General features: G+C 42.5%; 24 protein-coding genes. 11 read left to right on the top strand and 13 right to left on the bottom strand.

What is annotated here, in order from left to right; all coding sequences use genetic code 11:
• Window positions 1-28: 28 nt before the first annotated feature.
• The 5 genes from aat to PseudUWO310_RS10535 form a co-directional block, all read right to left on the bottom strand.
• Window positions 29-613 (bottom strand): leucyl/phenylalanyl-tRNA--protein transferase, encoded by a 585-nt coding sequence (gene aat / locus PseudUWO310_RS10555; RefSeq protein WP_142600879.1) that lies wholly within the window; start codon window positions 611-613, stop codon window positions 29-31.
• A gap of 1,586 nt (window positions 614-2,199) precedes the next feature.
• The gene (locus PseudUWO310_RS10550; protein WP_142600876.1) at window positions 2,200-2,922 is read right to left on the bottom strand and encodes a PleD family two-component system response regulator; all 723 of its coding nucleotides are present in this window, start codon (window positions 2,920-2,922) and stop codon (window positions 2,200-2,202) included.
• A 30-nt stretch (window positions 2,923-2,952) separates the two neighbouring features.
• Window positions 2,953-3,963 carry a diguanylate cyclase domain-containing protein gene (locus tag PseudUWO310_RS10545; protein ID WP_142600873.1) on the bottom strand — a complete coding sequence of 337 codons (1,011 nt, stop codon included), beginning with the start codon at window positions 3,961-3,963 and terminating at the stop codon, window positions 2,953-2,955.
• Window positions 3,950-4,327: a response regulator gene (locus PseudUWO310_RS10540; protein WP_009629522.1), complete on the bottom strand. Its 378-nt coding sequence runs from the start codon at window positions 4,325-4,327 to the stop codon at window positions 3,950-3,952. Before PseudUWO310_RS10540 ends, PseudUWO310_RS10545 begins: the two co-directional genes overlap by 14 nt.
• Window positions 4,328-4,980: 653 nt before the next feature.
• Window positions 4,981-6,144, bottom strand: a complete 1,164-nt coding sequence (locus PseudUWO310_RS10535; protein ID WP_055077373.1) for a GuaB3 family IMP dehydrogenase-related protein — start codon at window positions 6,142-6,144, stop codon at window positions 4,981-4,983.
• Window positions 6,145-6,623: 479 nt separating this feature from the next.
• Between PseudUWO310_RS10535 and PseudUWO310_RS10530 the strand changes: the two genes are divergently transcribed.
• Both PseudUWO310_RS10530 and PseudUWO310_RS10525 read left to right on the top strand, forming a co-directional pair.
• A complete protein-coding gene (locus tag PseudUWO310_RS10530; RefSeq protein ID WP_142600942.1) occupies window positions 6,624-7,580 on the top strand; it encodes a branched-chain amino acid ABC transporter permease in 957 nt (318 codons plus the stop codon).
• Window positions 7,581-7,865: 285 nt separating this feature from the next.
• Window positions 7,866-8,489 (top strand): murein L,D-transpeptidase family protein, encoded by a 624-nt coding sequence (locus PseudUWO310_RS10525; protein ID WP_223805614.1) that lies wholly within the window; start codon window positions 7,866-7,868, stop codon window positions 8,487-8,489.
• A 4-nt stretch (window positions 8,490-8,493) separates the two neighbouring features.
• Here PseudUWO310_RS10525 and PseudUWO310_RS10520 read toward each other — a convergent pair whose 3' ends face one another.
• Window positions 8,494-9,261, bottom strand: a complete 768-nt coding sequence (locus PseudUWO310_RS10520; protein ID WP_190315977.1) for an ankyrin repeat domain-containing protein — start codon at window positions 9,259-9,261, stop codon at window positions 8,494-8,496.
• Between the two features lie 298 nt (window positions 9,262-9,559).
• Here PseudUWO310_RS10520 and PseudUWO310_RS10515 point away from each other — a divergent pair, with 298 nt between their 5' ends.
• Window positions 9,560-10,336, top strand: coding sequence for an ABC transporter ATP-binding protein (locus PseudUWO310_RS10515; protein WP_142600866.1), 777 nt, complete (start codon window positions 9,560-9,562; stop codon window positions 10,334-10,336).
• Between the two features lie 29 nt (window positions 10,337-10,365).
• On the opposite strand, the gene PseudUWO310_RS23605 is transcribed toward PseudUWO310_RS10515, so the two are convergent.
• Window positions 10,366-10,494: a hypothetical protein gene (locus PseudUWO310_RS23605; protein WP_263363418.1), complete on the bottom strand. Its 129-nt coding sequence runs from the start codon at window positions 10,492-10,494 to the stop codon at window positions 10,366-10,368.
• 296 nt (window positions 10,495-10,790) lie between these two features.
• Between PseudUWO310_RS23605 and PseudUWO310_RS10505 the strand changes: the two genes are divergently transcribed.
• A complete protein-coding gene (locus PseudUWO310_RS10505; RefSeq protein WP_142600864.1) occupies window positions 10,791-12,173 on the top strand; it encodes a 1-acyl-sn-glycerol-3-phosphate acyltransferase in 1,383 nt (460 codons plus the stop codon).
• A gap of 194 nt (window positions 12,174-12,367) precedes the next feature.
• Here the strand turns inward: PseudUWO310_RS10505 and tsaD are convergent, their stop codons facing one another.
• Complete coding sequence (gene tsaD, locus PseudUWO310_RS10500) at window positions 12,368-13,393, bottom strand: tRNA (adenosine(37)-N6)-threonylcarbamoyltransferase complex transferase subunit TsaD (RefSeq protein ID WP_142600862.1); 1,026 nt, start codon at window positions 13,391-13,393, stop codon at window positions 12,368-12,370.
• Window positions 13,394-13,777: 384 nt separating this feature from the next.
• Between tsaD and PseudUWO310_RS10495 the strand changes: the two genes are divergently transcribed.
• The 3 genes from PseudUWO310_RS10495 (at window position 13,778) to PseudUWO310_RS10485 (ending at window position 16,137) form a co-directional block, all read left to right on the top strand.
• The gene (locus PseudUWO310_RS10495; protein ID WP_142600860.1) at window positions 13,778-14,353 is read left to right on the top strand and encodes a Photosystem I reaction center subunit III; all 576 of its coding nucleotides are present in this window, start codon (window positions 13,778-13,780) and stop codon (window positions 14,351-14,353) included.
• A gap of 122 nt (window positions 14,354-14,475) precedes the next feature.
• A complete protein-coding gene (locus tag PseudUWO310_RS10490; RefSeq protein WP_142600857.1) occupies window positions 14,476-14,592 on the top strand; it encodes a Photosystem I reaction center subunit IX in 117 nt (38 codons plus the stop codon).
• A gap of 687 nt (window positions 14,593-15,279) precedes the next feature.
• Window positions 15,280-16,137 carry a class I SAM-dependent methyltransferase gene (locus PseudUWO310_RS10485; protein WP_142600855.1) on the top strand — a complete coding sequence of 286 codons (858 nt, stop codon included), beginning with the start codon at window positions 15,280-15,282 and terminating at the stop codon, window positions 16,135-16,137.
• Between the two features lie 56 nt (window positions 16,138-16,193).
• Here the strand turns inward: PseudUWO310_RS10485 and PseudUWO310_RS10480 are convergent, their stop codons facing one another.
• A complete protein-coding gene (locus PseudUWO310_RS10480; RefSeq protein WP_142600853.1) occupies window positions 16,194-17,795 on the bottom strand; it encodes a SpoIID/LytB domain-containing protein in 1,602 nt (533 codons plus the stop codon).
• Window positions 17,796-18,037: 242 nt separating this feature from the next.
• On the opposite strand from PseudUWO310_RS10480, the gene era reads away from it, so the two are divergent.
• Window positions 18,038-18,943, top strand: a complete 906-nt coding sequence (gene era / locus PseudUWO310_RS10475) for a GTPase Era (protein ID WP_190315976.1) — start codon at window positions 18,038-18,040, stop codon at window positions 18,941-18,943.
• A gap of 190 nt (window positions 18,944-19,133) precedes the next feature.
• On the opposite strand, the gene PseudUWO310_RS10470 is transcribed toward era, so the two are convergent.
• The 4 genes from PseudUWO310_RS10470 to PseudUWO310_RS10455 all read right to left on the bottom strand — a co-directional run bounded on the left by PseudUWO310_RS10470 (window position 19,134) and on the right by PseudUWO310_RS10455 (window position 22,240).
• Window positions 19,134-20,342: a pentapeptide repeat-containing protein gene (locus PseudUWO310_RS10470; RefSeq protein ID WP_142600848.1), complete on the bottom strand. Its 1,209-nt coding sequence runs from the start codon at window positions 20,340-20,342 to the stop codon at window positions 19,134-19,136.
• Between the two features lie 414 nt (window positions 20,343-20,756).
• A complete protein-coding gene (locus PseudUWO310_RS10465; RefSeq protein WP_142600846.1) occupies window positions 20,757-21,467 on the bottom strand; it encodes a helix-hairpin-helix domain-containing protein in 711 nt (236 codons plus the stop codon).
• A 35-nt stretch (window positions 21,468-21,502) separates the two neighbouring features.
• Complete coding sequence (locus tag PseudUWO310_RS10460) at window positions 21,503-21,838, bottom strand: NINE protein (RefSeq protein ID WP_009628835.1); 336 nt, start codon at window positions 21,836-21,838, stop codon at window positions 21,503-21,505.
• A 174-nt stretch (window positions 21,839-22,012) separates the two neighbouring features.
• Window positions 22,013-22,240, bottom strand: a complete 228-nt coding sequence (locus PseudUWO310_RS10455) for a sugar ABC transporter substrate-binding protein (RefSeq protein ID WP_142600844.1) — start codon at window positions 22,238-22,240, stop codon at window positions 22,013-22,015.
• 718 nt (window positions 22,241-22,958) lie between these two features.
• Here PseudUWO310_RS10455 and PseudUWO310_RS10450 point away from each other — a divergent pair.
• The 3 genes from PseudUWO310_RS10450 (at window position 22,959) to PseudUWO310_RS10440 (ending at window position 26,196) form a co-directional block, all read left to right on the top strand.
• Window positions 22,959-24,131 carry an RNA-guided endonuclease InsQ/TnpB family protein gene (locus PseudUWO310_RS10450; protein WP_142600841.1) on the top strand — a complete coding sequence of 391 codons (1,173 nt, stop codon included), beginning with the start codon at window positions 22,959-22,961 and terminating at the stop codon, window positions 24,129-24,131.
• 111 nt (window positions 24,132-24,242) lie between these two features.
• A complete protein-coding gene (locus tag PseudUWO310_RS10445; RefSeq protein WP_223805613.1) occupies window positions 24,243-25,508 on the top strand; it encodes an aminotransferase class V-fold PLP-dependent enzyme in 1,266 nt (421 codons plus the stop codon).
• A gap of 79 nt (window positions 25,509-25,587) precedes the next feature.
• The gene (locus PseudUWO310_RS10440) at window positions 25,588-26,196 is read left to right on the top strand and encodes a CPBP family intramembrane glutamic endopeptidase (RefSeq protein WP_055075523.1); all 609 of its coding nucleotides are present in this window, start codon (window positions 25,588-25,590) and stop codon (window positions 26,194-26,196) included.
• Window positions 26,197-26,396: the final 200 nt, after the last annotated feature.

The following is a 26,396-nucleotide window of genomic DNA, read 5'->3' as shown; positions in this document are numbered from 1 at the left end:
AGGCTTTAGCTACACTTAATATCTTATTTCAAACCCTAAAGTTACAAGCCCTTTGCAAAGCAGCCTGTAGTAATTTTTGATAAGTTTCGTCGTTAGTTTCAAAGGCTCCAAAGCGTTCGAGGTGGGGATTCATCAACTGGGCATCAAATAAACCATACCCCTGCGATCGCAGATGTTCTACCAATTTTACCATTGCCACTTTGGAGCCATCAGGAATCTTAAAAAACATCGATTCGCCAATAAATACTCCTCGAATCGCGATGCCCAAAATGCCTCCCGCCAAGCGATCGCCCTGCCATGTCTCAAAACTATGCGCCCAGCCAGCCTGATGCAAATTGCTATATAGCGATCGTAATTCCGTTGAGATCCAAGTAGTTTCGCGATCGGCACAGCCATCAACCACCTGCTCAAAGGCTGTATCGATCCTCACCTCAAACCGATTTTGGTTAAGTACACGTTGCAAAGACTTAGGATAACGAAAGCGCTGATCGAGGGGGATCAGGGTACGACTGTTGGTGTAGTACCACTCAATCGGTTGACCATCACCCTCTGACATCAAAAAATAGCCTTGAGTATATCCTTCAATAACAGTGCGGATATTAAATCTTTCCACGAATAGATTTCCAACTCGCAAGTAGATAGTTTGGTAATGTAAGTAGCTTGGCACAATTAAATATAAAATCCCCAAACCTATGGCGCAGGCTGCGCTACAGGTTTTGACTCTGGTTTTTAATTATGCCCAGCTACTCAATGAGCAGCTAACTAATCAAATACTTATCTTAGTTACAGTCTCTACATCATATATATTGCTACTGCTATATAGCTAGGCACAATTAAATATAAAACCCCAAAGAGACTGTGGCGCACGCTGCGCGTGCGCCACAGTCTCTTTGGGGTTTATACCAATTCACGAAAGTGTGACAACACTTTTGTGAATTAAAAACCAGATCCAGTAAGAATTTTTAAAGCTAAAAATGACTACGCCATTTTTAGCTTTGGTATGAGATAGCCAAGACAAATCAAACTCCCAAAGGATGAGTGGTGGCGCTTCGCGCCACCACTCATCCTTTGGGAATAAAGCTTGATGATGTCAGACAAAAATTTCCCTTTGAAATTAACTTTTACGATGAATATACTTTAGCTACTTTTTTATATAAAAAACTTAAACAAGATTTTTATATAAAATTTAATTATTGGTAAATCCTTACTGACCTACTGTTAAAAATCAGGTTAGGCTCCTGCCCATCCTGTAATAAACTCGATAAAACAAACGGTTTGCTCCGCGAAGGTAAAATTACCTATAGGGAACAAACCGCTTGTTTGTGTAAATTGTTCTTAAATTGGTATTGAAATTCAGAATCTTTAAATAAGCCGATTCCGTTTGAATGAGTATATTCTCTTAGATAGAGTGCAAAAATTGGGATCGCTTAATATTTTCTTTATAATCTGTTTGAAAAGTTTAATCTGAGTCTAAATACTTATTGTCAACCGTCGGGAATTATGGCGATCGCTTTTGCTGAGACCCAATAGGGCTAACCATTTAAAGCAATCTCCACCTCATATTTTTCAAGCCAAACTATCAACAAATAAAAAAATAAGCGATCATTCAGAGAGTAGTGAAGCTAGCACTTACTCATCTGGGATCGCTTATTTTTTGCTTTTTATTAAGTTGTTATTTAAATTCAGAACCTATATATAAGCTGGTTCCGTTTGAATAATATTATTTTGCAAGAAATTTTGCCATTTTGGGGATCGCTTAATCATTTCTTTACACTTAAGTTTTAGTTCCAAGAGTATAAGTATTTATACTTATCAGTTGAATTTCTTGAAATACATTTCTTAATAATTTTGATAGTGGATGAAGGATTTTTTTATTCGCATTTTATTTGTTTATATCTTTTTTATTTTATAAATGCTTTTGCTACTTACCAAGAATTCATATTAAATTCTTAACTAGCGTCGATCAATGTCCGTTTTGTTGGTGGGGCATAATTCGCAATAACAAACATTTTTAAATAATATTTTTAAATAATATTTTCCAATAATTTTCCAATATTGCGTAGCAATATTGTTACTTTTGTAGCAATGTAAGTTTTGATTGGGGCATAAAATCTAAAAGAGTAGTAATGACACAAAGGATTATTACTATTCTTTTAGATTTTGATTTATTGCAATACCGTACTTATGTCAGGTTCTCAATCAAATTTTATTGCTAGAAAAATCAACGACCTTGACCTGTCTTGATTGAATTGCTTCAAAAACAGAGCGAATTTGGTATACCTCTTGGTCAGTTAAACCTGAATTCTCAAATAAGGTATTAAAAATTGCTTTGCTAAAGTAGAGATACCCTTTGCGACTAATTGTCCCAGTCTGCATAATCCGATGCACGACTTCGTCAAGACTAAGGACGTTATTTAATTTTCCATTGGTAGTATCTTCTGGTAATTTCAGTTCAGAGATTTGGGTATTGGACTCAACGAAATTAGAATTAGGCAATTTTGAAATTGGGCGTTCTGGAATTATCGGCGTGGTTGGTGTCTTGCTGCGATCGGGTAAGCAACGATTAATCGCCGCTTTTAACATTTCTGGATCAAAGGGCTTAGTCAAATAGTCGTCAGCTCCTATCTCCATACATTTCATTACGCTTCCCATTTCTTCGATCGCAGAAATCATAATTACAGGGATATCCCGCAATCTTGAGTCTTTTTTTAAATAGGTGAGAACCGCATATCCATCCAACTCAGGCATCATAATGTCCAGCAGAACTAAATCGTAGAGATTTTTTTGAGCCATTTCTATGGCTTCGCGCCCATTTACTGCCATTGATATCTGAAAATCTCGGCGATGCAAGCGTCTTGCTAACATATCGCGATTTATTTCATTGTCATCAACAATTAATACTTGAAAATTTTGCACTTCCATGTTTATTAACCATTATGTTTACTATATTTACTATGCTTTTGCCGACCAGACTCTAGCGCGATTTCGCCCCTCTCGTTTTGCTTCATATAGTGCTAAGTCAGCTTCTTTAATTAATTGCTGCGATGTAAAAGCTTGCAGATGCGGGCTGATAGTGGATATTCCCAAACTAGCCGTAACATAGGGATAGATTGGCGAAGAAGTATGGCTGATATCCAGACTTTCAATGGCTGTAAGAATTTTTGTGGCGCAAAACTCTGCACCCGATGAGTTAGTGTCGGGCAAGATGACCGCAAATTCCTCTCCGCCATACCTTGCCAATGTATCTCTCGGTCGCCTAATTACCTGCGCAGCCGCAGTCGCAATCTGACGAAGACAGTCATCCCCTGCTAAATGTCCATAGGTATCATTATATTTCTTAAAATAGTCTATATCAAATAAGATGAGTGATAGACATTTCTTTTCCCTATAGGCCGCACTCCATTCTTTTTCTAGGACTGTATCAAAGTAACGACGATTGGCAATACCCGTCAATCCATCGCGATGGGATAATGCTTCTAACTCAATTTTCGCAACTTCTAATTCATGATATGCCGCAGCTAGTTCTTGGTAAGCAGCTTCTAGTTTTTGCTTGTTTAAGACCTCTCGGTCATGGAGGGTTTTCTTCTCAATACAGGCACTTACCCTAGCTCTAAGCAGAACGCGATCGTAGGGTTTAATTAAATAATCCTCCGCCCCCTTTTGAATGCAGGCTAACATCATTTCTTTCTCATCTAATGCAGAAATGATTATTACGGGAATTACGCGCCAATCAGGGTTTTCTTTTAGATAGGTCAGTACCTCTAGCCCATTAAGCATGGGCATCATCATATCTAGTAATATCAGGTCAACTGGTTGGTTAGCAACTATTTCTAAGCCCTTTTTGCCGCTCTCTGCCATTGTAATGTTGGGGTATCCTAAATTCCTTAAATGGCGATAGAGAATCTCCCGATTCATTTGTTCATCATCAATAATTAGCAACTTAGATTCATTAAGGTCTGGCATATTCTTTTAACAAGCTTTCAATTTTCCCCAATAGCCGTGAAAATTCAATAGGTTTCGTATCGTAATCATCGCATCCAGCTTCAATCCCCCTTTCACGATCGCCAACCATTGCATGAGCCGAACATCCGATAATCGGAATATTTTGAGTTGTGGGTATTTGCCTTAAGCGCTTTGTGGCTTCCCACCCATCTAAAATGGGCAGGCTCATGTCCATAACGATTAGATCTGGCAGTTCTGATTCGGCAATCTTGACACCAGACGCACCATCAACTGCAACTATCACTTCAAAGCCTCGGCGCGTCAATCTTCGCGACAGCATATCGCGATTCATTTCATTATCTTCTACCAGAAGTATCTTTGGCATATGACTTTAAGTATTGCCCAATTATTTTTTGCAGTCAATATTCTCAGGAGATGATTCGCATAAGTAAGGGGCTTAATTAAATATAAAACCCTAAAACCTGCACCGCAGATTTTAGATCTGGATTTTAATTATGCTGGGTACTTATTAAGCTCAGAAAACACTATTATAAAAGCCATTTTTAACGTAATTCTGCTGTTGGTGGACTTTCTTCCAAACTAAAGTTAAATAAGCCAAACAAGGTTAAATAACTAAAATTAAATAAGTAAAGGGGCTTAATTAAATATAAAACCCTAAAACCTGCACCGCAGGTTTTAGATTTGGATTTTAATTATGCTGAGGTACTTATACGAGGTACTTATACAAGGTTATACCAAATCACAAAATGGCTACGCCATTTTGTGATTTGGTATAACCTTGCTGGGTTTGGTTTGCAATTCCCAAAAGTGTAGCCACACTTTTGGGAATTGGTACTATAGCGATCGCCAAATGTACTAGGACATAAACTCCAAGAATTGACTGGCGGCGCTTCGCGCCGCCAGTCAATTCTTGGAGTTTGATCTGTCCTCATTCAAGTGACTATAGCTATAAATCAAATCAAATCAAATTAAATAAACAAGGCTTGCATTGCGAGCCTTGCCTATTTAACTTTAGCGTTATTTACCCATGCCAAGCTGTTGAGCTTTTTGGTAGACCTTGCCTTCAGTTAGGAGCGAAGGAGCAATGACCACCTCAACTTGCTGCATTTCACGGATAGTTGCTGCGCCTAAAGTTCCCATGCTGGTTTTGAGTGCGCCGAGAAGGTTGTGAGTACCATCGTCTAGTCCTGCTGGTCCCCGCAAAATTTGCTCTAGGGAGCCTGTAGTGCCCACCCGAATTCTGGTTCCGCGTGGTAAGACAGGGCTAGGTGTTGCCATGCCCCAGTGAAAGCCTCGTCCAGGAGCTTCTTTGGCTCTAGCAAAAGGAGATCCGATCATCACAGCATCGGCTCCACAGGCGATCGATTTACAGATGTCACCACCTGTAATCAAGCCTCCGTCAGCAATGATGGGTACATATTTACCTGTCTCCTTAAAAAAGTCTTCCCGCGCCGCAGCACAGTCTGCTACGGCTGTCGCTTGGGGAATGCCTACACCGAGTACGCCTCTGGAAGTGCAAGCAGCTCCCGGTCCAATACCGACAAGTACACCCGCAGCCCCTGCATGTAAGAGTTCTAGGGTGACATCGTAGGTAACGCAGTTACCCATGAGTACGGGTATGGGCATCTCTTTACAGAATTTAGCGAGATCGAGGGAAACTAGACCTTCGGCAGCAATGTGAGTTGTAGAAACTACGGTGGATTGCAAGAAAAAGAGATCGCATCCTGCTTCAGCGGCGATCGCTCCATACTTAAAAGCATTGACAGGAATACTGCTAGCGCAGGCGATACCACCTTTTTCTTTAACTTCGCGGATGCGTTTTTGAATCAGTTCAGGTTTGACGGGTTCAGCATAGAGTTCTTGCATAAGTGAGACAAACTCAGTGACACCTACTGAAGCGATTTTTTCCAAGATTGGTGTGGGATCGTCATAGCGGGTTTGGATGCCATCAAGGTTGATAACTCCCAATGCACCTAACTCTGAAAGTTTTACTGCCATATCGACATCGACAACGCCATCCATTGCACTGGCAATGATTGGAATTTCGCGGCGAATTCCCCCAATTTCCCAAAATGTATCGGCAACGTTGGGATCGAGGGTTTTACCTCCTGGCACTAATGCAATTTCGTCGATGCCATAGGCTCTGCGTGCAGTTTTACCGCGCCCAATTTGAATGTCCACTGTTTGTACTCTCTAGAATTGATAATGAAAAGGGGTTGCGTAAAAATCTTAATTTGAAGATTAACGCTAAGGGTTGATATTTGTGCGTTGCTATAGCAGTTTTGATTCGCCATTTATAGATTCATGACAAATTAAAACTGCAAAACCTTGAGTGAGATTGTCTTTGAGGTCTTTCGATTGGTCGAAACCATTGTCAAAACCTCTGTACTCTAAGTAGCGATCGCAGGATGCTTGCTACTTAAAACCCAATTGATTGGCAAAAATTCTTAATGATATCTTAAGACCTTGCTGCTTATTGACTAATGATAGCTAATTAAGGCAAGGGTTTAAATTTAAGGTAATTTTTTTGACAGATTTTTGGGCAAAGTTGGGCAAAGGTTGTCGCGAACATCAAGTTTGTCAAAAATCTGCTTACTAAAGAAATCGCCTGATCGGATATATTGCTCAAACTAGCCTTTAAAACAATTCAAATCTGAATGATGACTGAATTTCTAAATACCTATGGCTTTTTGCTTGTATCGGCAGTTTTTGGCGCAATTTTAGGAATTTCTGTTTATTTACCCCTAATGGCTGGGCAATTGTCCCTCGCGACTCCAGGATTCTATGCTTTAGGAGGCTATATTGCGGCGATCGCTTCTACCAAAATTTTAACAACGACAGGCTCGTTATCAGTGGTATGGGTATTGCTGGAAATGCTGGCGGCAGGTTTGATATCGGGGCTCCTCGCGGTTATGTTGGGCATTCCTGTGTTGCGTCTTCGGGGGATTTATTTGGCGATCGCTACAATTGCCTTTGTCGAGATTTTGCGAGTGGTTGCCCTAAATCTCGATATTACGGGCGGTGCAGTCGGCATTTTTGGCATTCCGCAACCGTTTCAGTCACCCTTAGAATACCTCTGGATTGCCCTGCCCCTATTGGGATTAAGTATGGCTTTTATGTATCGGCTCGAAAAAATTCGGGTAGGTCGAGCTTTGATTGCTATTCGTGAAGATGAACTAGCTGCTGATTCGATGGGGATCAATCCTACCTATTACAAGGTTTTAGCCTTTACTTTAGCGGCAAGCCTAGCGGGGATGGTGGGAGCGGTCAGCGCTCATTTTTTGAATACATGGAATGCAAGACAGGGAACCTTTGATGCCAGTATTATTTTCTTAGCTTTTGTCCTCATTGGGGGATCGCGTACGTTTTGGGGTCCTGTGGTCGGTGGTATTGTGCTGACGGCTTTGCCTGAAGCTTTACGTGGAGTTGCGGGGATTTCTAATGTGCCGCCATGGTTAGCGCAATTTCTTAAGGATGGACGATTAATCATTTTTGGCGTTTTGATCGTGATCGGTACGATCTTTTATCCTCAGGGGATCGTTACGCCAGAGTTTTTAGGTTGGGTTAAGCAAATCCCGCAAAAATTAGTCAAGCAGTTCGCTCGATCGCCAAAATAGCCCCAAAGAGATTTGCCGCACGGAGTACAGCAACCCTCTTTTGGGATTTATCCCAATTCACTGAAATGAGCCAATACTTTCGTGAATTAAAAACCAAACCAATTAAGGGTTTTAAAATCACAAAATGGCTACGCCATTTTGTGATTTGGTATAAGGGTTTTCAAAGCTCAAAATGGCTACGCCACAATGATTAATGGAATTTTGAGCTTTGGTATAAGATAAATTGGGGGATGGCTTGACTAAATTCCATTAATCATTCTTTGGAAAGTAATTAAGATGCAGCCTATGGATCGTCGATCGCTAAAAATTTTCAGTTGTACGGCACTGCTTGCAAGCTTCGTGGGTATCTGTGCGATCGCTAATCCTGAGATGTTTGTTCAGGCGATCCCCTGCCTTGGAAATTGTGAGGAATTGCTTAACAAAAATCGGTCGATTACTAATTTCATCGATCTAAAAAAATTTGATAAAAAAGCGATCGCGATCGTGGTGGAAAAATCAAAATACAAGCTAACTGTTTACTACCAAAAAAAGCCAATTAAAGCCTATGCGATCGTGCTTGGAGGTAACCCCAAGGATGACAAGGTGAAACAAGGGGATAAACGCACGCCAGAGGGGATGTTTCAGGTAAAAGATCTCTACTATCATTCGGAATGGTCAAAATTTATTTTGTTGGACTATCCCACCCCTGATTCTTGGCGCAAGTTTTCATTGGCTAAGGCTAGAGGTGAAGTGAAAGGCTTCGATGATATTGGGGGAGAGATTGGTATTCATGGAGTGGAGAAAGGACAGGATTGGTTGATCGATCGCAGGATTAACTGGACTCTGGGTTGTATTTCTCTCAAAAATAAAGATGTCGATGAAATTTATCCCTTGTTGCAACGCGGTACGGCGATCGAAATTTTGCATTAAAGCCTTACTGTTTTGCGCCTGCCTGCTTTAGCAGCTTGACCACCGCAAGATGCTTGTTCAATGTCGCAATCTCCAAGGGTGTGTCTCTGCTGCCATAAGCCTTAGCGTTAATATCTGCCCCATACTCTATTAAAAGGCTGACAATTGCGGTATATCCCTTCCTCGCAGCACTATAGATTGGGGTTGCCCCCATTGCATAGTGGTTAGGATTTGCACCCGCTTGTAACAAGATTTTAACTACATCGGCATGATTTTTCTCTATTGCTATATCTAGAGACGCAACTCCCTCGTCAGGGGATGCGTTAACTTCGGCTCCTTTAGCAAGAAAGAGATTTATCATTTCGATATGATGCTCTCTCACTGCCGCCATAAGAGGAGTCAGATAATAATCATTACGCTCAAAAGGATCTCGACCGTTAATATCGGCATTGTGCTCTAGTAAAAGCTGGACAATGTCGAGATAACTTTTGCTAGCGGCGATCACTAAAACGGTTGCACCATATTTATCTTTGGCATTGGGGTTAGCTCCACGCAATAAAGCCACTTTTGATGAAGCAAGATCTGCTGACATCACCGCTCTTAGCAAGGTCGCATTTTGAAAAGCGATCCATGGATTATTTAGTTTTGCTAATTTGAATGCTGGTGAAGGGGGAAATGAATTAGTTGGGATTGATTGCGGTGAAGCATCAGAGATTTGGATCGGCATGATTGCGGCGATCGCTAGTCCCGCAACCACGGCAAAATTTAACTTGACACCAGTGCTTGCATTCATTAGGACAGCTCCAAACATGGTAGTTTAACATTTGACAAAAAACTTGTTTTTTCTGTTTCTGTATTTTCTGCATTAAATAAAGTTAGATAAGTAGCTGGGCATAATTAAAACCCAGAATCAAAACCTGTAGCGCACGCGCAGCATGCGCTATAGATTTTGGGGTTTTATATTTAACTGTACTTAGCTACTTAGAGAATTCAATTTGTATATTTCAATTTCAAAAGTGACTCTACTATAGCTATATAAAGTCAAACTTAGCCCTCATAAACAAATCAAAAACCCGCATTAAAAAATTGTTATGGATGTAAATAGCCCCACCTTAGCCATTCAACAAGTAACTCGCCGCTTTGGGGGCTTAGTGGCGGTGAACGAGGTGTCCTTTGATGTGCGAGAACATGAAATCTTCGGCGTAATTGGTCCCAATGGAGCAGGTAAGACGACCCTGTTTAATACAATTACAGGATTAATTGCGCCTACCAGTGGCAAGATTCGTTACAATGGGCAAGAACTTACCAATCTCCGTCCGCACCAGATTGCCAAATTTGGGATTGCTCGAACTTTTCAGAATATTCGCCTATTTGGTGAGCTTTCAGCCTTAGAGAATGTGGCGATCGCGCGTCATCTCAGCGGTACTACGGGTATATTTAAAGGCATTCTAGGTTTGCCACCAACGCAAAGGGAAGAGTGCCAAACCTACGATCGCGCCCTAGAATTATTGGAGCTAGTGGGACTAAGCGATCGCACTGATTTTAAAGCCAAAAATTTCTCCTATGGCGATCAGCGTCGCCTTGAGATCGCTCGCGCCCTCGCCCTCGAACCCAAATTATTATTGCTAGACGAACCAGCCGCAGGGATGAACCCCAAGGAGAAAGGAGAATTGAGTGATTTTATCCGCAGTCTGCGCGATCGCTTTGAATTAACAATTTTACTGATCGAGCATCACGTACCGCTGGTGATGGGGCTATGCGATCGCATTGCAGTTTTGGATTTTGGACAATTAATTGCGATCGGGCAACCTGAAGTGGTCAAAAACGATCCCGCTGTGATCGAGGCTTATTTAGGGGATGAAGGGTAAGCCATAGTTCGGGTTAAGCTGGCAAATTTTCAAAGCCCAACGGTAAAAGCTTTGCATAGCAAGGCTTTTACCGTTGGGCTTTGAGGAAGGGTTTGCGTAGCAAACCCTTCCTCAAAGCCCGTTGCAAATTGTCCCGAACTCACGTTATCCCAATTCACGAAAGTGTGACAACACTTTTGTGAATTAAACGCTAAACCCAGTAAGGTTTTGAGATTCCCAAAATGGCGTTGCCATTTTGGGAATTTGTATTATTTAAGCTCTGTGAAATAGTTTGCGATCGCCTATCTATCCATCTAGAAGAACAATCGCAACAACTCCAACAGCTAGAGTTCTGATCTTCACACAAAACCTGTAGCGTATACCCAGCAAGCATTACAGGTTTTGAATTTGTTTTTTAATTATGCCCAGCTACTTATAGCTATAATTCGATATTCCTACCAAAACATCGGAAATCATGGCAGTAGACCTGACTCGTGTCCAACCCCCCCTTAAAGTTTATCCACCGAAAGCCAATCAATTTATATTGAAAATCATCAGGCTTTTAACACCTTTCTGGTTACGTTGGCAATGCGGGATCAAGCAGATTGAAACCCGCTATATCGATCGCCTTGTGGAAGCTACCGAAAAATTTCAGAATGGGAAGGCAAGGTACATGCTTGCCTTTAGGCATCCGACCACAGACGATCCCTTTGCGATGTTGTATTTACTTGCCTATGCAGTGCCAGAGCAGGCGCGAGAAATGGGCATCAAATTAACCACCAAACCCCATAGCGGATTTGTCTACGATCGCGGCATTTCTCTATGGGCAGGGGACTATATTAACTGGCTGTTTCCCGCGCTAGGGGGTATTTCCATCTTTCGCGGTAAATTGGATCGCCCTGCCTTAAACCTAATGCGCCAGCAAATCACCAATGGCGAGTCCCCTCTGTCTATGGCTCCTGAAGGTGGGACAAATGGCAAAAGTGAAGCCGTTGCCGAACTAGAGCCTGGCATTGCGCAGATCGGCTTTTGGGCAACTGAGGACTTAGTTAAAGCAGGGCGTACGGAGGAAATGTTAATTATTCCCGTGGGCATTCAATACGAATATGCCGCTGATGCTTGGGGCAAGATCGATCAAACCATTGCCATGATTGAAAAAGAATGTGGGATCAGCAAACCCGCGATTACTGAGGATAACCGCTATCAAAGGCTCTATGACTTGGGTGGTTACCTCGTGCAATGGGTCAGTGATTATTACAAAGCCTTTTATGGTAATTACTTCAAATCCGAGGCAACCCCAAATACCGATGACTTGGCAAGCAATTTACAGGATCTAGCCGATCGCATTCTCAGTGTTGCCGAGATGAATTTTGGGATCAAAGCCAAAGGTACAACCGTTGATCGCTGTCGTCGTCTTGAGCAAGCAGGGTGGGATCGGATTTTTCGCAATGACATCGAGAATATCCAAAATTTGTCTGAGGTCGAACGGGGCTTTGCGGATCAACTAGCCCTCGAAGCGAGCTACAGTAACTGGCATATGCGCATTGCCGAAAGCATCATTGGGGTAACGAGTAATTACGTGCGGCAACATCCCAGCCCTACACGCTATGTCGAGGTTTTGAAATTAATGTGGAGCGTCTTGAAGCGGATCACCGATCGCAATCCAGAGTCGATTTTCAAAAAAGATCCCAATTTTGGCGATCGCAAATTGATTATTTCTGTTGCCCCACCACTATCTGTTTCCGAGCGTCTAGAGGAATATCAATCCAGTCGCGTGGCTGCCAAGGAATGCACGCGCAAACTTACTGAGGAGATCCAGAACTCCTTGAAAAATCTAATCATTCCATCAGTCATTTAAATTTACAGTGATTTCCGAACGAACGAACCACAGTAAATTTTTTGAAAGTCCCGCAAAGCAGGACTTTCAAAAAATTTACTGGCTCTATAACTATCGCCATTTGCATTAGGACAAAATCAAAAAACAAGAAGAGAATAGCGACTTGCCGCTATTTTATTTACAAAAGAGTTGCGCCCCAAAGCGGCGCAACTCTTTTAGATATATAAGCTCTGGCAATCTTCAAGATTGAGCCGCGATCGCGTGGCAATACTCATGGACGAAGTTTCCCCACGGGCAAAATGAATCGCGCCCGCACAGCCAATCATGGCGGCATTATCGGTACATAGACTCAAGGGTGGAAAAATTGCCCGAATGTGATGTTCTTCAGCACTTGCGAGTAGACGCGATCGCAAAGCACTATTTGCCGCAACCCCACCGACTGCGACAATCGTTGAAAGATGATGCTCGATCGCGCATTTAATTGTGCGATTGGCAAGGGCGATCGCCACCGTCTCTTGGAAACTCGCCGCAATATCAGCGATCGGTAAAGCCTCGCCATTGGGACTTAACTTTTGAGTGAGGCGCAGAACGGCAGTCTTTAGCCCGCTAAAGCTAGAGTCGTAGGGAAAGTCAGGAATTCTACCCTGAGGTAATTTGTAGGCTTTGGCATCCCCCATCTTGGCAATCTGGTCGATCGCAGGCCCGCCGGGATAACCTAAACCTAACAATCGCGCTACCTTATCAAAGGCTTCCCCCGCCGCGTCATCGCGGGTTTTTCCCATTACCCGATAGTCAGTATAGTCTTTCACTAAAATAATGCTGCTATGGCCACCAGAAACTAATAAGCATAGGAAAGGTGGCTCTAAGGTCGGATCGGCGAGTAATGCTGAGCAAATATGCCCCTCAAGGTGATGTACGGCTATGAGCGGCTTGCGATGGAGCATTGCCAAGGTTTTTGCGGCTGTAACCCCAATCATCAGAGAACCGATCAATCCTGGCGCGGTAGTCACGGCAATCCCGTCGATTTCAGCCCATGTTTTACCTGATTCGCCATAGGCTTGGGCGATCGCAGGATTAATTGTCTCCACATGTTGCCGCGCCGCAATCTCGGGCACAACACCACCATAGAGAGCATGGGTTTTAATTTGGGAGGAAACGACACTACTGAGGATTTGGCGATCGCATACTACTGCGGCCGCCGTTTCATCACAACTGGATTCGATCGCGAGGATAGTGGGCATAGTTGGCTTTTAGCTTTTAGCTTTTGGCGATTAGCTCTTGGCGATTAGCTTTTGGCGATTAGCTTTTGGCGATTAGCTTTTGGCGATTAGCTTTTGGCGATTAGCTTTTGGCGATTAGCTTTTGGCTTTTGGCTTGGGGGGTAACTGATTTATGATAGCGAAATGCTTACCCATCTTAAATTTTTTGAGCAAATTCACTCAAAATCGCCCAAATTAATGCTGCTAGCTGAACGCTAAAAGCCCCCGAATTAATAACTTACTTTACAGGTTGTGAAGATTGCTTTACCAAGGCGCGATCGCTGATATAGGATCTGAGGCTAAGTTCTCAAACTAAAATATCGTTATTTTTGCCTATCTTAAACAAAGGTAAATTAAGGTCAGTCCATGAAAAGACTTTTTGCTCTCATTCTCGTTATTAGCCTGTGGTTTGGCTTTAGCCTTGCCTCAACCCCTGCCGCCTATGCAGAATTCTCCTTCAATGCCTTGACCCCCTGTGCAACTTCTTCAGCTTACCAAGATCGCTTGCAAGCAGAAGTTGATGGTTACACCGCACGTCTAGAGAAATTCAAGGCTGGTAGCGGTCCTGCTGAATATCTCAAAGGCAAAATTGCCCAAACCGAAGCTCGCTTTGCTAAGTATGCCAATGCTGGTTTACTTTGCGGTGAAGAAGGGCTGCCTCACTTGATCAGCGATGGTCGTTGGGATCGCGCTGGTGAATTCACAATTCCTGCTTTGCTATTCCTGTATATCGCTGGCTGGATTGGCTGGGTTGGTCGTGCTTATCTCATCGCGATCCGTAAGGATTCTGCAACCGCAGCTCAAAAGGAAATCCTCATCGATCTTCCTCTTGCTGTTAAGTTCATGTTGACAGGCTTTGCATGGCCTCTTGCAGCTCTCAAGGAATTTGGTACTGGCGAACTAGTAGCTCCTGAAAACGAAGTTACCGTATCACCTCGCTAGACCGCAAATAAGTTTTAAAAGTTTTACTTAAGTTAAGCTTTTAAAAATTTATCTATACTAAATTCTCCAGAGTATTTTCATACTGTGGAGAGTCCTCAAAATTATTTATAAGGAGAACTCCATTGAAAGGTTTCTTATCATCTGCTCCTGTATTAGCTGCGGTATGGATTAGCATCACTGCTGGTGTATTGATCGAAGCTAACCGCTTATTCCCAGATACTCTCACCTTCCCTTTCTAAGTTTATTTTTCTGAATTTACCCTGAATCTATATTTGCATCTTGTTACAAGTGTATTCAGGGCATAGATAAAGAATAGATAAAAAAGGTCAACGCAATGCGTTGACCTTTTTTATCTATAGCTATCCCAGTGGCTTGCTTATACCAATATAAGAAATGGCTACGCCATTTCTTATAACTACAATCACTTGACTTAGGAAAAATCAAACCCCAAGAATTGACTGGCGGCGCTTCGCGCCGCCAGTCAATTCTTGGGGTTTATGTCCTAGTACAATTGGCGACAGCTATAAATTGAAAACCCTTACTAGATTTAGTTTTTAATTCACAAAAGTGTGACAACACTTTTGTGAATTGGTATTAGGGCACTCAACGTAAGAGATAGCGAAGACAAATCAAAATCCCAAATATGAGTGGTGGCGCTTCGCGCCACCACTCATATTTGGGATTTTATGTACTAAATAAGTCTTACGTTGTTATATATCTAAGTAGCTGAGCATAATTAAAACCCAGAATTAAAACCTGTAGCGAACGCTGCGCGTGCGCCACAGGTTTTAGGGTTTTGTATTTAATTAAGCCCACTTACTTATTCAAAAAATAAATTGCTAGATTTTTAGCGCCATCGGTGCTAAAAATCTAGCAATCTGTTTTTTGAAAATTAAAAACACCTACAGTATTGAGGGAACTGAAAAATGCAGTTAGCTGATATCAAGAAATTACGTTCTATTAAATTATTTCTTAATTTATATAACCTCATTTTCAGACCGCTAAAGACTGAACAAGCCAACTACGACTATCTGCGATGGAATGGTTTGATCGATTTACTTTGGAGAGTAGGTGGTAACTCGACCCGTGCCTTTCTAACCAAAAAGTTTTTAACTAGCTCTCCCCATTACCTCTATCCGACCAACAAGCTTTATTTTTTGCCCGGAGAATATGAAGAGCGCCTTGACACTTTAAGGACTTCTCGCGCTGATATTGCCAATAATGTGATTGCGAAATTGGTCAATAGTGAGGATGAAGTACTAGAGTTTGGTTGCGGACATGGATTGATTGTCGGTGCAGTGGCGGGCTTTTGTAAACGAGCGATCGGCGTTGATGTCAGCAAAGCGATCGTTAGGGTTGCGGAGGAACTAAACCGTAATGTTAAAAATGTTACCTACGTTCAAGTTTCGGGACTAGATCTGAAACCGATCGCTGATAACTCGCTCACCTTTGTTTATTCCATTGAATGTATCCAACATATTGAGAAAGTTCATGCTGTTACTTTTTTTCATGAGTTCTATCGCATTTTGAAACCAGGTGGTAAAGCCTTCATCCAATTTCCCGATCTAACTCGTCCTGCCGAGCTTGACGCTTGGATGGATGGCACTTGGAAAGTTCAGGCAGAGCGTTCCTATGCCGATTTAACGATGATGCGAATCCGATATTATACACCCGAAGAATTGAGGATTTTATTGACTAGAATCGGCTTTAGTAGCGTGATCTTTCTCGACTACGATCTGAATCCCGTTGAAAGTGCCTCTATATATTTCCTCGCAACTCGTTAATTCAAAATTAAAAAATCAGTAAAAAGGAAAGGATGGGCTCGCCCATCCTTTCCTTCTTACTGATAATGTTCTGGGCGTAATTTTTGTAATTGCGTATTAGTGTAATAGAAGTTCAAAATGCGATCGCTCGACCATCCCAACCGCGCCAGATTGTAGGAACCTGTTTGGCTCATGCCTACGCCATGTCCTAAGCCCCCACCGATAAATCTATAGCCAGTCAATACTTTATTTTGATAAATGGGTTCTAGGCGAAAGAATGTACTGTCAGGGGGATCGAAAGCGTCAATGATCTCATCTTTTTTGACCGTGATTTTGCCATTATCCGTAGTGACTTCCATTTCCAGAACACGTCCAGAAGGCGATCGCTTTGATACGCGCAATTGTTTAATAGCATTAAAGGTCGTGATGTTGTCTCCCGAAAAACGTAGAAATTTTTTCAAGGATATTTGTAATTCTTCGAGAGAGCCACTTTTACTCCATCGTAGCGTGCGCCAACCCACCTCATTAAAACCTTCTTGCCGATCGAGGAAAGCTTTTAAGTTTTTGTCATCAGAAATATCTGCCGATCGCTGATTTTCAGGACGATTAGGAAGATCTAGCACTGATTGTAGGTAGGGGCGAGCCGTTCCATCCCACAGATCGTTATAGTTGGCAGTAAGACCTCCCGTCGTAGAAGAGTAAAGGGCATCGATCACACGATTGTTATAGGTTAATACCAGACTTCTAGTATCCGCCACCGCTCGATCGGCAACTTCAGTCGTGTTTTCTAAGCCTCGATAAACTTGGCACTGAGTATCGGCACAAAGTTGATAGTCATCGGCTTTGAAGCGGTGCAAACTTGCTAATGCATAGGTTCTCGCCAGAATTGCTTGGGCTTGGACAGCTGCATAGGGAGCGTTATAGCCAATTTCATGGGGCACGACTCCCCGCACGTAGGTTTCTAAGGGAACGTTGTTAACGAGGGTAAAGCTCTGGTGCGCGTTGGGTTGTAATCTTAAAGTGCCAGCATAGGGGCGATTACTAATTTCGGCTTTATTTTCCTTTTGGTAGCTGACTTCCACCAGTCCCGAACTGCTACTAATATCAATGCGATCGCGATTGTAGCGAAAATCGCCCACGATAAATGAAGCGATCTCTTTTTGCGGCCGAATGCGTCGATCGAGCTGAACCGTGAAATTGCCCTGCGATCGCAGGGTATAAAAAGCCAAATAGCGCAATAACATCGAGTCATACAAGTCGCGCTTTGCCCAAACTTGCCAGCGTCTCGGCTGAGCAATTTCGGTTTGAATCCCCTTTTGATTCCAATGAAAAGCACTTGCTGTGGCATTCTCAAAGCTGCGGTGGTTACTTAAAACTAGCTTCTCATCGAGAATTGGTTGAGTTAATTGCTGTGATGCGACTTCAATAACTAGGCGATCGCTCTTAATGGTTTGCGTACTTTTGCCATCTGCTGAAGGGAAGGAGAGGGTGAGGGTGCTACCCGATGGGGCTTTGATGGTAAGGTGATCCTGAGGTCTTTCCCCAAAGCGCTGTACGATCCCTATTTTAAGTATGGGGTCTGATTCAGATTGAGCTTGTACTAGCTCGCCAGCAGTTAACGTAAACGAACAAAGGGTCACAATTACAGTTTGGCGAATAATACCGAGAGTTTTTAGCATATCAAGCCCAAAATGTCAGAAACTTAGCCATTTTATACCAAATCACAAAATGGCTACGCCATTTTGTGATTTGGTATAAATGGTAGTGCTGCTAAATAGGTAAGGATGGACGGGGCGCTTTACACCGCCCATCCTTACCCCAGAGAGAGGCGGCGCAAAGCATCGCCCTCCCCCTTAGAGATGACAGGGTATAATTGTTGCCTATCTCAATACAGCGATCGCAAATAATATCGCAAATAATTATGATTCCAGAATCGGGTGAAGGGTTTAAGTCGGGCTTTGTGGCTTTAGTGGGACGACCTAATGTCGGCAAGTCCACCTTGCTCAATGCCCTCATTGGTCAAAAAATTGCGATCACTTCGCCCGTAGCCCAAACTACTCGCAATCGCCTGCGCGGAATTTTAACCTTAGCCGAAGCCCAGATCGTTCTTGTCGATACTCCTGGAATCCATAAGCCCCATCATTTACTCGGTCAGACCATCGTCAAAAATGCGATCGGCGCAATCTCTTCCGTTGATACCACTGTTTTAGTTGTCGATGGTAGCGATCGCATGGGAACAGGCGATCGCTTTGTTGCCGATACCATCTTGCAGAGTCGCGTGCCTACAATTCTCGGCATTAATAAAATCGATCGGTTAGATGAAAGCATCGATACAGTTAGCAGTTATGAAGGATTTGCTGCTGAAAATGGCTGGCAAGTTGCGAAGTTCTCATCGGTTACGGGCGAAGGTTTAGAAGCTTTACAAACCATGATGTGCGATCGCCTGCCCCTTGGTCCTTACTATTATCCTCCCGATCTCGTCACCGACCAACCCGAACGTTTTATTATGGGCGAGTTAATTCGCGAACAGATTCTCTTACTCACGCGCGAAGAAATTCCCCATTCTGTTGCCGTAAGTATCGATCTAGTGGACGAACAGCCCAAAATTACAAGAGTTATGGCAACCGTCCATGTGGAAAGAGATTCCCAAAAAGGAATTTTAATTGGGAAGAAGGGACAGATGTTAAAGGAGATTGGCACAAAGGCAAGAGAACAAATGCAAAAACTGATTATGGGTTCAGTTCACTTAGAAATCTTTGTCAAAGTTCAACCTAAATGGCGATCGTCTCGATTTCAACTATCCGATCTTGGCTATCGCGTAGAATAGGTAAAAAAGATGATTGGTGGCGCTTCGCGCCACCAATCATCTTTTTACAGCGCTTTGCGCTAAAACCCAAACCAAGAGAATTTTTAAAAGCGTTGTTTTGCAACGCTTTTAAAAATTCCCTTGTGGTTCATTTAATCAGCAATTGCTGCAAGTTAAGAAATGGCTACGCCATTTCTTAACTTGGTATAAATCAAGCATTGCTATACAGGAAATTTTCCATTTCTTGAGGAGATACGTTTACAAAGAGATTGTTTTGGAGGCGTTCCTGCAAGACCTGACTCCGAGACTTAAGCGCATCTACCAAGCGTTCTCTAAAGGCAAAATTATCCTTAGTATGATAGCGGATCTCTAGTTTGAGAATGGTCTGAAGATCGCTAACTGAAGACTCGGCATAGCGCAGTGAATATTGGTCGGACAATTGCTCAAAAATTTGTTCTAACTCCTCCATTAGAATTTGCTCTTGAAGAAATTCTGAACCGTGATTCTCCAATTCTAGGGTCACATTTTCTTTACCCAGCAGTTTCACAAAGTCGCCTTGAGCAAATTCTGCTTTCGGATTAAAGGGGCGGCGATCGCAATATTTTCTAAGGATAAAATCTGGCAGACTTCTAAGCACATGCCTTAAATAGATTGCATCACAAATTACCCCATCAAAGAGAGTATGGCGATCGATCGTCCATCCCTCAATGCAGGCATTGGTGAGATTTGCCGAGCTAAAATTGGTGCCGAGAGCTTGCGATCGAAATAGATCCGCACCCTTAAGATTGGCACTCGTGAGGTTGGCGTGAGAGAGGTTAGCGTTAAATAATTTTGCCTTACTTAGATTTGCATCACTGAGATTCGCTTCAACAAGATTTGCAAAATCTAGATTAGCTTCACTGAGATCGGCTCCACTAAGATTTACAGCTTTGAGATTGGTTTGATTGACGTTAATAAAGGGAATGTGAATATCAGTGAGGATTGACTGAATATTTTTTGCTTTGACAAATTCTGGAATAGCTGGGCTGAGGTTAGCCTTATGCAAATTAGCATTGTAGAGGTTTGCCCCCGTCAGATCTGCTTCACAGAGGAGCGTCTCAATCAAAATGGCATTCTGGAGAGAAGCATCCTGAAGCTCCGTACCACTTAGAGATGCGTTGCTTAGATTTGCCGAGTTGAGGTTTGCTCCCCTTAGCTTTGCCCCAAACAAGGTTGCTTCACTCAGATTTGCACCGCTGAGATTGATTTCACTCAGATTTGCACCGCTGAGATTTGCTTTGTGAAGGTTTACCCCATGGAGATCAGCTCTCTTCAGGTTAGCCCCTGCCATGCTAAATCTTTGCCCCTTTGCTCCATGACTCTCTAGCCATAATTGGTGCTTGGCTAAATTATCCTTTAGAAATCCTCTAAAAATAGACATAGGCTCAGTCTCTTTTCTCGAAAGATATAGAAATATTATATATAAATATTATTTTTAAATATTTTTAAATATCTCTAAATATTTGAAAATATTTTTAAATAATGTCAGTTCGGTTTAAGCTGACAAATTTTCAAAGCCCAAAGTAAAAGCCTTGCTAAGCAAGGCTTTTACTTTGTTTTTTTAAGAAAGGATTTGCGACGTAAACCCTTTCTTAAAAACCGTTTCAAATTATCCCGAACTCACGTTATACCAAGTTAAGAAATGGCTGCGCCATTTCTTAACTTGGTATTAATTCACAAAAGTGTTGTCACACTTTTGTGAATTGGTATAACACTATTGCTGGTTTTTAATACAAAAATAGGAGTAGCGCTTTGCGCTACTCCTATTTTTAGTCTGCACCTTTTTAAAGGCATTTTAGGCGAGTTGTCGATAAGCACTAAAAGGAACGCCTGTGCGTTTCTTGATATCCATGATTGATTTGAATTCACCTCGAAGTTGGCGTTCAGTAGCGATCGCTGTGGCGACTGTAGGATCTATACCAAGCATAATCAAGTCATCGGAACTCATGGAGTTCACCCGTTTCCACGAATAAGAAGCCTCATGGCGGTAATCATAGCTAAAAACTAACATTGGCTCAATTTTTTTGAGCGTAGCATTAGGAATTTCCAGAATGTCATGTAGTTCTTCTAGAGCAGTAAAGATATAGCCCTCTGACTTTAAGGAATCGATATCATTGGCATAGATAATCGGTAAACCCAAAACATTAACTAAATCATTCTTAGAGCAGCTATTGATGTCTATTTTAGGACGGGTAGCAGCTATTGCTTTAAATAACTGAGGATCTTCAGGAAGCGGGAGATCTTTAGGATAGGTCTTTACTAGATATTCACGTTTAAGAATGAAAGCTGTGGAAATTTGAGCTACCCAAACTAAGCCCTGAAGGTTAGAAACAATTGGTATTGAAGGCACGATAATTGCTGCGGCAACAAATCCTGCACCAACACCAATCCAAATATTTGAGCCAGATTTTACGCCTGCATAGGCGATCGCACCACCACCAAATGCGGGGAAACAAGACCACCAAACCCATGCTGGTGTTTGATCGAACCATGAAGGCTGTGACATAATCTTAACTATTTTTCAGATGTTTGTCGGAGTTTTTAAATATTTTTAAGCATTTTTTTGCGTTTTTCTTCGTATTCTTCAACAGTGATCACACCATCGTCATAGAGTTTTTTGAGATCGCTGAGGGCTGAAGTCGAGTCCTTAACTGATGCTGTTGCTGGATTTGAACCACCATTGTACTTGCGATTGAATTCATCTTCAGACATTACCAAAAACATGATGAACTCAACGAAGGCGGCAATTGACGGGATACCTGTCCAGCAAAATAACAAATAAAGCACCCCCCAGCCCGATTGTCCGAGATAAAATTTATGTCCTCCAAACGCTCCCAGAAAGAAACATAAAAGAACTGTAGTATTCTTCGTCTTCATAGCCTTTTTCCCTAGTTTGTGTTGTTTGATTTGAAATTTCGCGATACTTACACTTTAGAGCTAAGCACTGTACTTGTTACAAGTTTATTGATTACCGAATGAATGTCAACCACTTAAGCATAAAGACATATAGATCATGACCAGATTAGATAATGTAATTGCATTCGGATAAGGTTATATCGATTGCTTATCTTTACCCATGTTTCCCAGCTTTTTGGTTAAAAAATACACTAAGACTACCCCAACTTTGGCTTCAAGTAGAGTTATGTAAATTTGTAGGTAGGGGTTGGTGTCAGGATTGACATTCAACGTAAATACAGCGATCCCCACAAGGGCAAAGGGTAGAAACCTCAGTTTTTTGACTAATTGCTTGGAGCTAAAAAGCCCGAGGTCTTTAGACATTTATTTCGATCTCCACAGATTTATGCAAGTTTATTGCAAATTTACTATTGCAAATTTACTAATGATAATCTTCTACATATTATGGCGATTGCTGTAGCTTGTGACTCTTTTTTAATTGTTTAAATTAAATTTAAATCAAACAACAGAGATCAACGTAGATTATTTCACCTTTAATTTAGGGTTGACGATTTAGGGTTGACGGCTAATTTCATTGGTTGTGGTTGTTGGGTAGTTCTAAATGGCTAAGAGTACGTGAGTTGGGGATAATTTGAAACGAGCTTTGAGAAAGGGGTTGCTACGCAACCCCTTTCTCAAAGCCCCAAAATAAAAGCCCTGCTACGCAAGGCTTTTATTTTGGGGCTTTTTAAATTTGCCAGCTTAACCAGAACTAACGTTAAGAACATGTTTGAGAAGTTAATGCATAACCTGTCTATATTTAAGTATCTAGGCACAATTAAAACCCAACCTTTAAACCTGTAGCGCACGTTGGGCGTGCGCTACAGGTTTAGGGTTTTATATTTAATTATGCTCATTTACTTGGCAATATTTATAGCAATGTTTGATTTGTCTTCAAACAGAGAAGGTACTGCCCAATACATGGGCAGTACCTTCTCTGTTTGAAGTTGACTTATCGGAAAACTGGGTTTAAAACCCCGTGCTTCTAGCAAGGCTTTATATTAATTCAGGCATCTTACATAATATCTGACATAATGTGAGCATGGCGCAAAAAGCATTCAAGTATCGATTCTACCCAACTCCTGAGCAAGAAACCTTGCTTAGAAGAACGATGGGTTGCGCTCGATTAGTTTACAACCGCGCTTTAGCCGCAAGGACAGAAGCATGGTATGAACGTCAAGAGCGAGTTGGATACGTTGAAACTTCCGCGATGCTAACTAATTGGAAAAAGCAAGAAGATTTGCAGTTTCTTAATGAGGTTAGCAGTGTGCCATTACAGCAAGGGCTAAGACATTTACAATCCGCTTTTACGAACTTCTTTGGAGGAAGGGCTAAATATCCTAACTTCAAGAAAAAGCATCATGGCGGAAGCACTGAGTTTACTAAGGCTGCTTTCAGATGGAAGGATAGCAAAGTATTTTTAGCAAAATGCTCTCAACCTTTGGATGTTCGATGGAGTCGTCAACTTCCTGAAAGTGCAGAGCCATCAACCATTACGGTGAAGCTCTCGCCCTCTGGACGGTGGACAGTCTCAATGTTGGTAGATGTTGTAATTGCACCATTGCCTGAATCTCAAGAGTCAATTGGTTTGGATCTGGGCATTACTAGCCTGATGGCTTTGAGTAATGGCGAAAAGATTGCTAATCCTAAAACCTTCAAGGCTAAACGTCGTAAATTGCGTAAAGCTCAGAAAGCTCTTAGCAGGAAGAAAAAAGGCTCTAACAATCGTCACAAAGCAAGATTGAAAGTCGCTAAAGTTCATGCAGAAATTAGCGATGCTCGTCATGATTTTCTTCACAAATTGACAACTCGACTGGTTCGTGAAAACCAAGTGATTGCAGTCGAAGATTTGTCCGTAAAGAATATGGTCAAAAACCATAAACTCGCGCTCTCGATTAGTGATGCTAGTTGGGGTGAAATCGTTAGGCAACTAGAATATAAGTGCGATTGGTATGGACGCACTTTTGTCAAAATTGATCGTTGGTTTCCTAGCTCTAAAAGGTGTGGACATTGCGGTTATGTTGTGGATAAGTTGCCTTTAAATATCAGAGAGTGGGATTGCCCTAAGTGCGGTACACATCACGATAGAGATGTGAATGCGGCAAAAAATATTTTGGCGGCAGGACTTGCCGTGTCAGTCTGTGGAGCGACTGTAAGACCTGAAGAGAGTAAATCTCGGAAGGCTGGTGCTATGAAGCAGAAACCTAAGTCGTGAGTCTTAGGAATCCCCGTCGCTTCAGCGCGGGGTAGATGTCAACTTAGCTGCTTACATCGTTGTCAGTCGCTATAGAATAGGCTGTAACTGAATTTTTTGCAGGAGTAGATTTTGATTTCTTCAGCAGTATGTTCTGATAGTTTAGATGCTGACAATTTGGGGCGCGATCGCGAGAAGGATTTGTTTGCTCATCGATCGCATTTTCCTGCTTTGGGGGTGGCAAACCGCTTTTACTTTAACTATGGCGGACAGGGAGTCATGTGTGGGAAATCCCTAGAGTCAATCGCCAAAAACTTTCAGCATATTGAGGCGTTAGGCTGTTTCTCTAATGCCGCAGGGGAATGGATGATGGGGGAATACGATGCTACCAAAGCGGCGATCGCACGAGAATTTCAAGTCAGCCCCACGACGATTACGCTTACGGAAAACACTACGGTTGGCTGCAATATTGCACTCTGGGCTGTGGATTGGCAGCAGGGGGATCGCCTATTACTATCAGATTGCGAACATCCTGGGATTGTTGCTAGTGCTGTCCAAATCCAAAAGCGCTTTGGCATAGCGATTGATTATTTCCCCCTATCCAATACCCGTAATGCTAGTGCGGAGGGGCAAGACAGCATAGAGGTAGTGGAATTACTGGTGCAGCATTTGCAGCCCCAAACGCGGATGGTGATGCTGAGTCATATTTGTTGGAATACGGGACAGGTTTTACCATTGAAGGCGATCGCTCAGGCTTGTCATGATCGCCAAGTGCTGGTTGCCGTGGATGCGGCTCAGTCTGTAGGTGTATTGCCCCTCAATCTTGCCGATATTGCCGCAGATTTTTATGCCTTTACAACCCATAAATGGTGGTGTGCGCCGCTGGGATTAGGAGCCCTATACATACGTCCAGAGATTTTTGGCGCGATCGAACCTGTATTTGTGGGATGGCGGGGACTAACTGGCAAAACACCGATTCCCCAGTGGCGGCAGGATGGTGCTAAGTTTGAAGTAGCGAGCTCAACCTACGCTCTTTACGAAGCGCTGCGGATAGCCCTCGCTGAGGCTGATGGCTGGGGAACGCAGCAACAACGTTACGAACGGATCTGTCAGTTAAGTGAAATTTTATGGAGGCGACTAGATGCACTGCCTTACATTGATTGTATGCGGCAATTGCCGCCAGAATCGGGACTAATTTCCTTTAAAGTGAATAGAGAGCTAGCCAAAGGTGCGATCGCCCAAAAGCCCCATTCTCTAATCGCCAAACAATTAGAATCAGATCATCAAGTCTTCATCCGTGCGCTCCCCGATCCTGATTGTCTAAGAGCTTCAGTGCATTACCTTACCTCTATTTCTGATATCGAGCATCTGATCGCCATTTTGGAAACTATGGGTTAAACCACATCTAAATATCTCTTCCTTAAAGGGATAACAATTTTCAATCCTCAATTCGCTATTAATCTATAAGACCGCCGCCATGTCCCTATTTTCCATAGATCCTCAATCCAATCCTGATAAAAAAGATCGCGCTTTATCGCGATCGCAAGTTTTAATTGCGATGGCAGTGACAGCGATTATTTTTTTGGGGATTTCTAAGGTTTGGGTTTACTTAACGGGTATACCGATGATGCCCCTGCGTTGGCAACCCGAACATGCTGCGATCGGGGCAGGGATCGGTATTGGAGTAGCCCTCTTGAGCAGCCTAATTTATGAAATATGGGAAAACTATCGCATTGCCGCTCAAGAATATTTAGAAATGGTGCTTAAACCCTTAGAACCGATCGATCTGATTTGGTTGGGCTTGTTGCCAGGACTGAGTGAAGAAATGCTCTTTCGGGGCGTGGCTTTGCCTGCGCTTGGGATGAATGGGATTGCTTTAATTATTACCAGTGTTGTCTTTGGAGCTTTGCATATGGCAAGTGCGAAGCATCTCTCCTATACCGTTTGGGCGATCGCTGTGGGGATGATGCTTGGAGCCGTCACCATGTATACAGGGAACCTTTTATCAGCGATCGTTGCCCATGTGCTTACTAATTCTCTATCGGGCATTATTTGGAAATGGAAACAGACTAAAAAAGTAGTTTAGATCTTTGGTGGAAGCACAGGAAACATAAACTGGAGAGGGGCGCGAAGTTAGAGATACTATACTAGCGAAGCGATCGCACTTAAGCCCGTGAATAACGGAATGATCACCTTTCTAATAGTTATAACTTTCATGATTTTGCTGTTAATGGCTAAATTTATTTAGTGTTAAGTAGCTAAGCGAGAAGAGTATACCGCCCGCTT

Origin of the sequence: Pseudanabaena sp. UWO310 (assembly GCF_006861605.1) — a bacterium.
GTDB lineage: Bacteria > Cyanobacteriota > Cyanobacteriia > Pseudanabaenales > Pseudanabaenaceae > Pseudanabaena.
The sequence above is the reverse complement of the archived record's forward strand: the minus strand, read 5'-3'. Positions and strand labels throughout refer to the sequence as shown.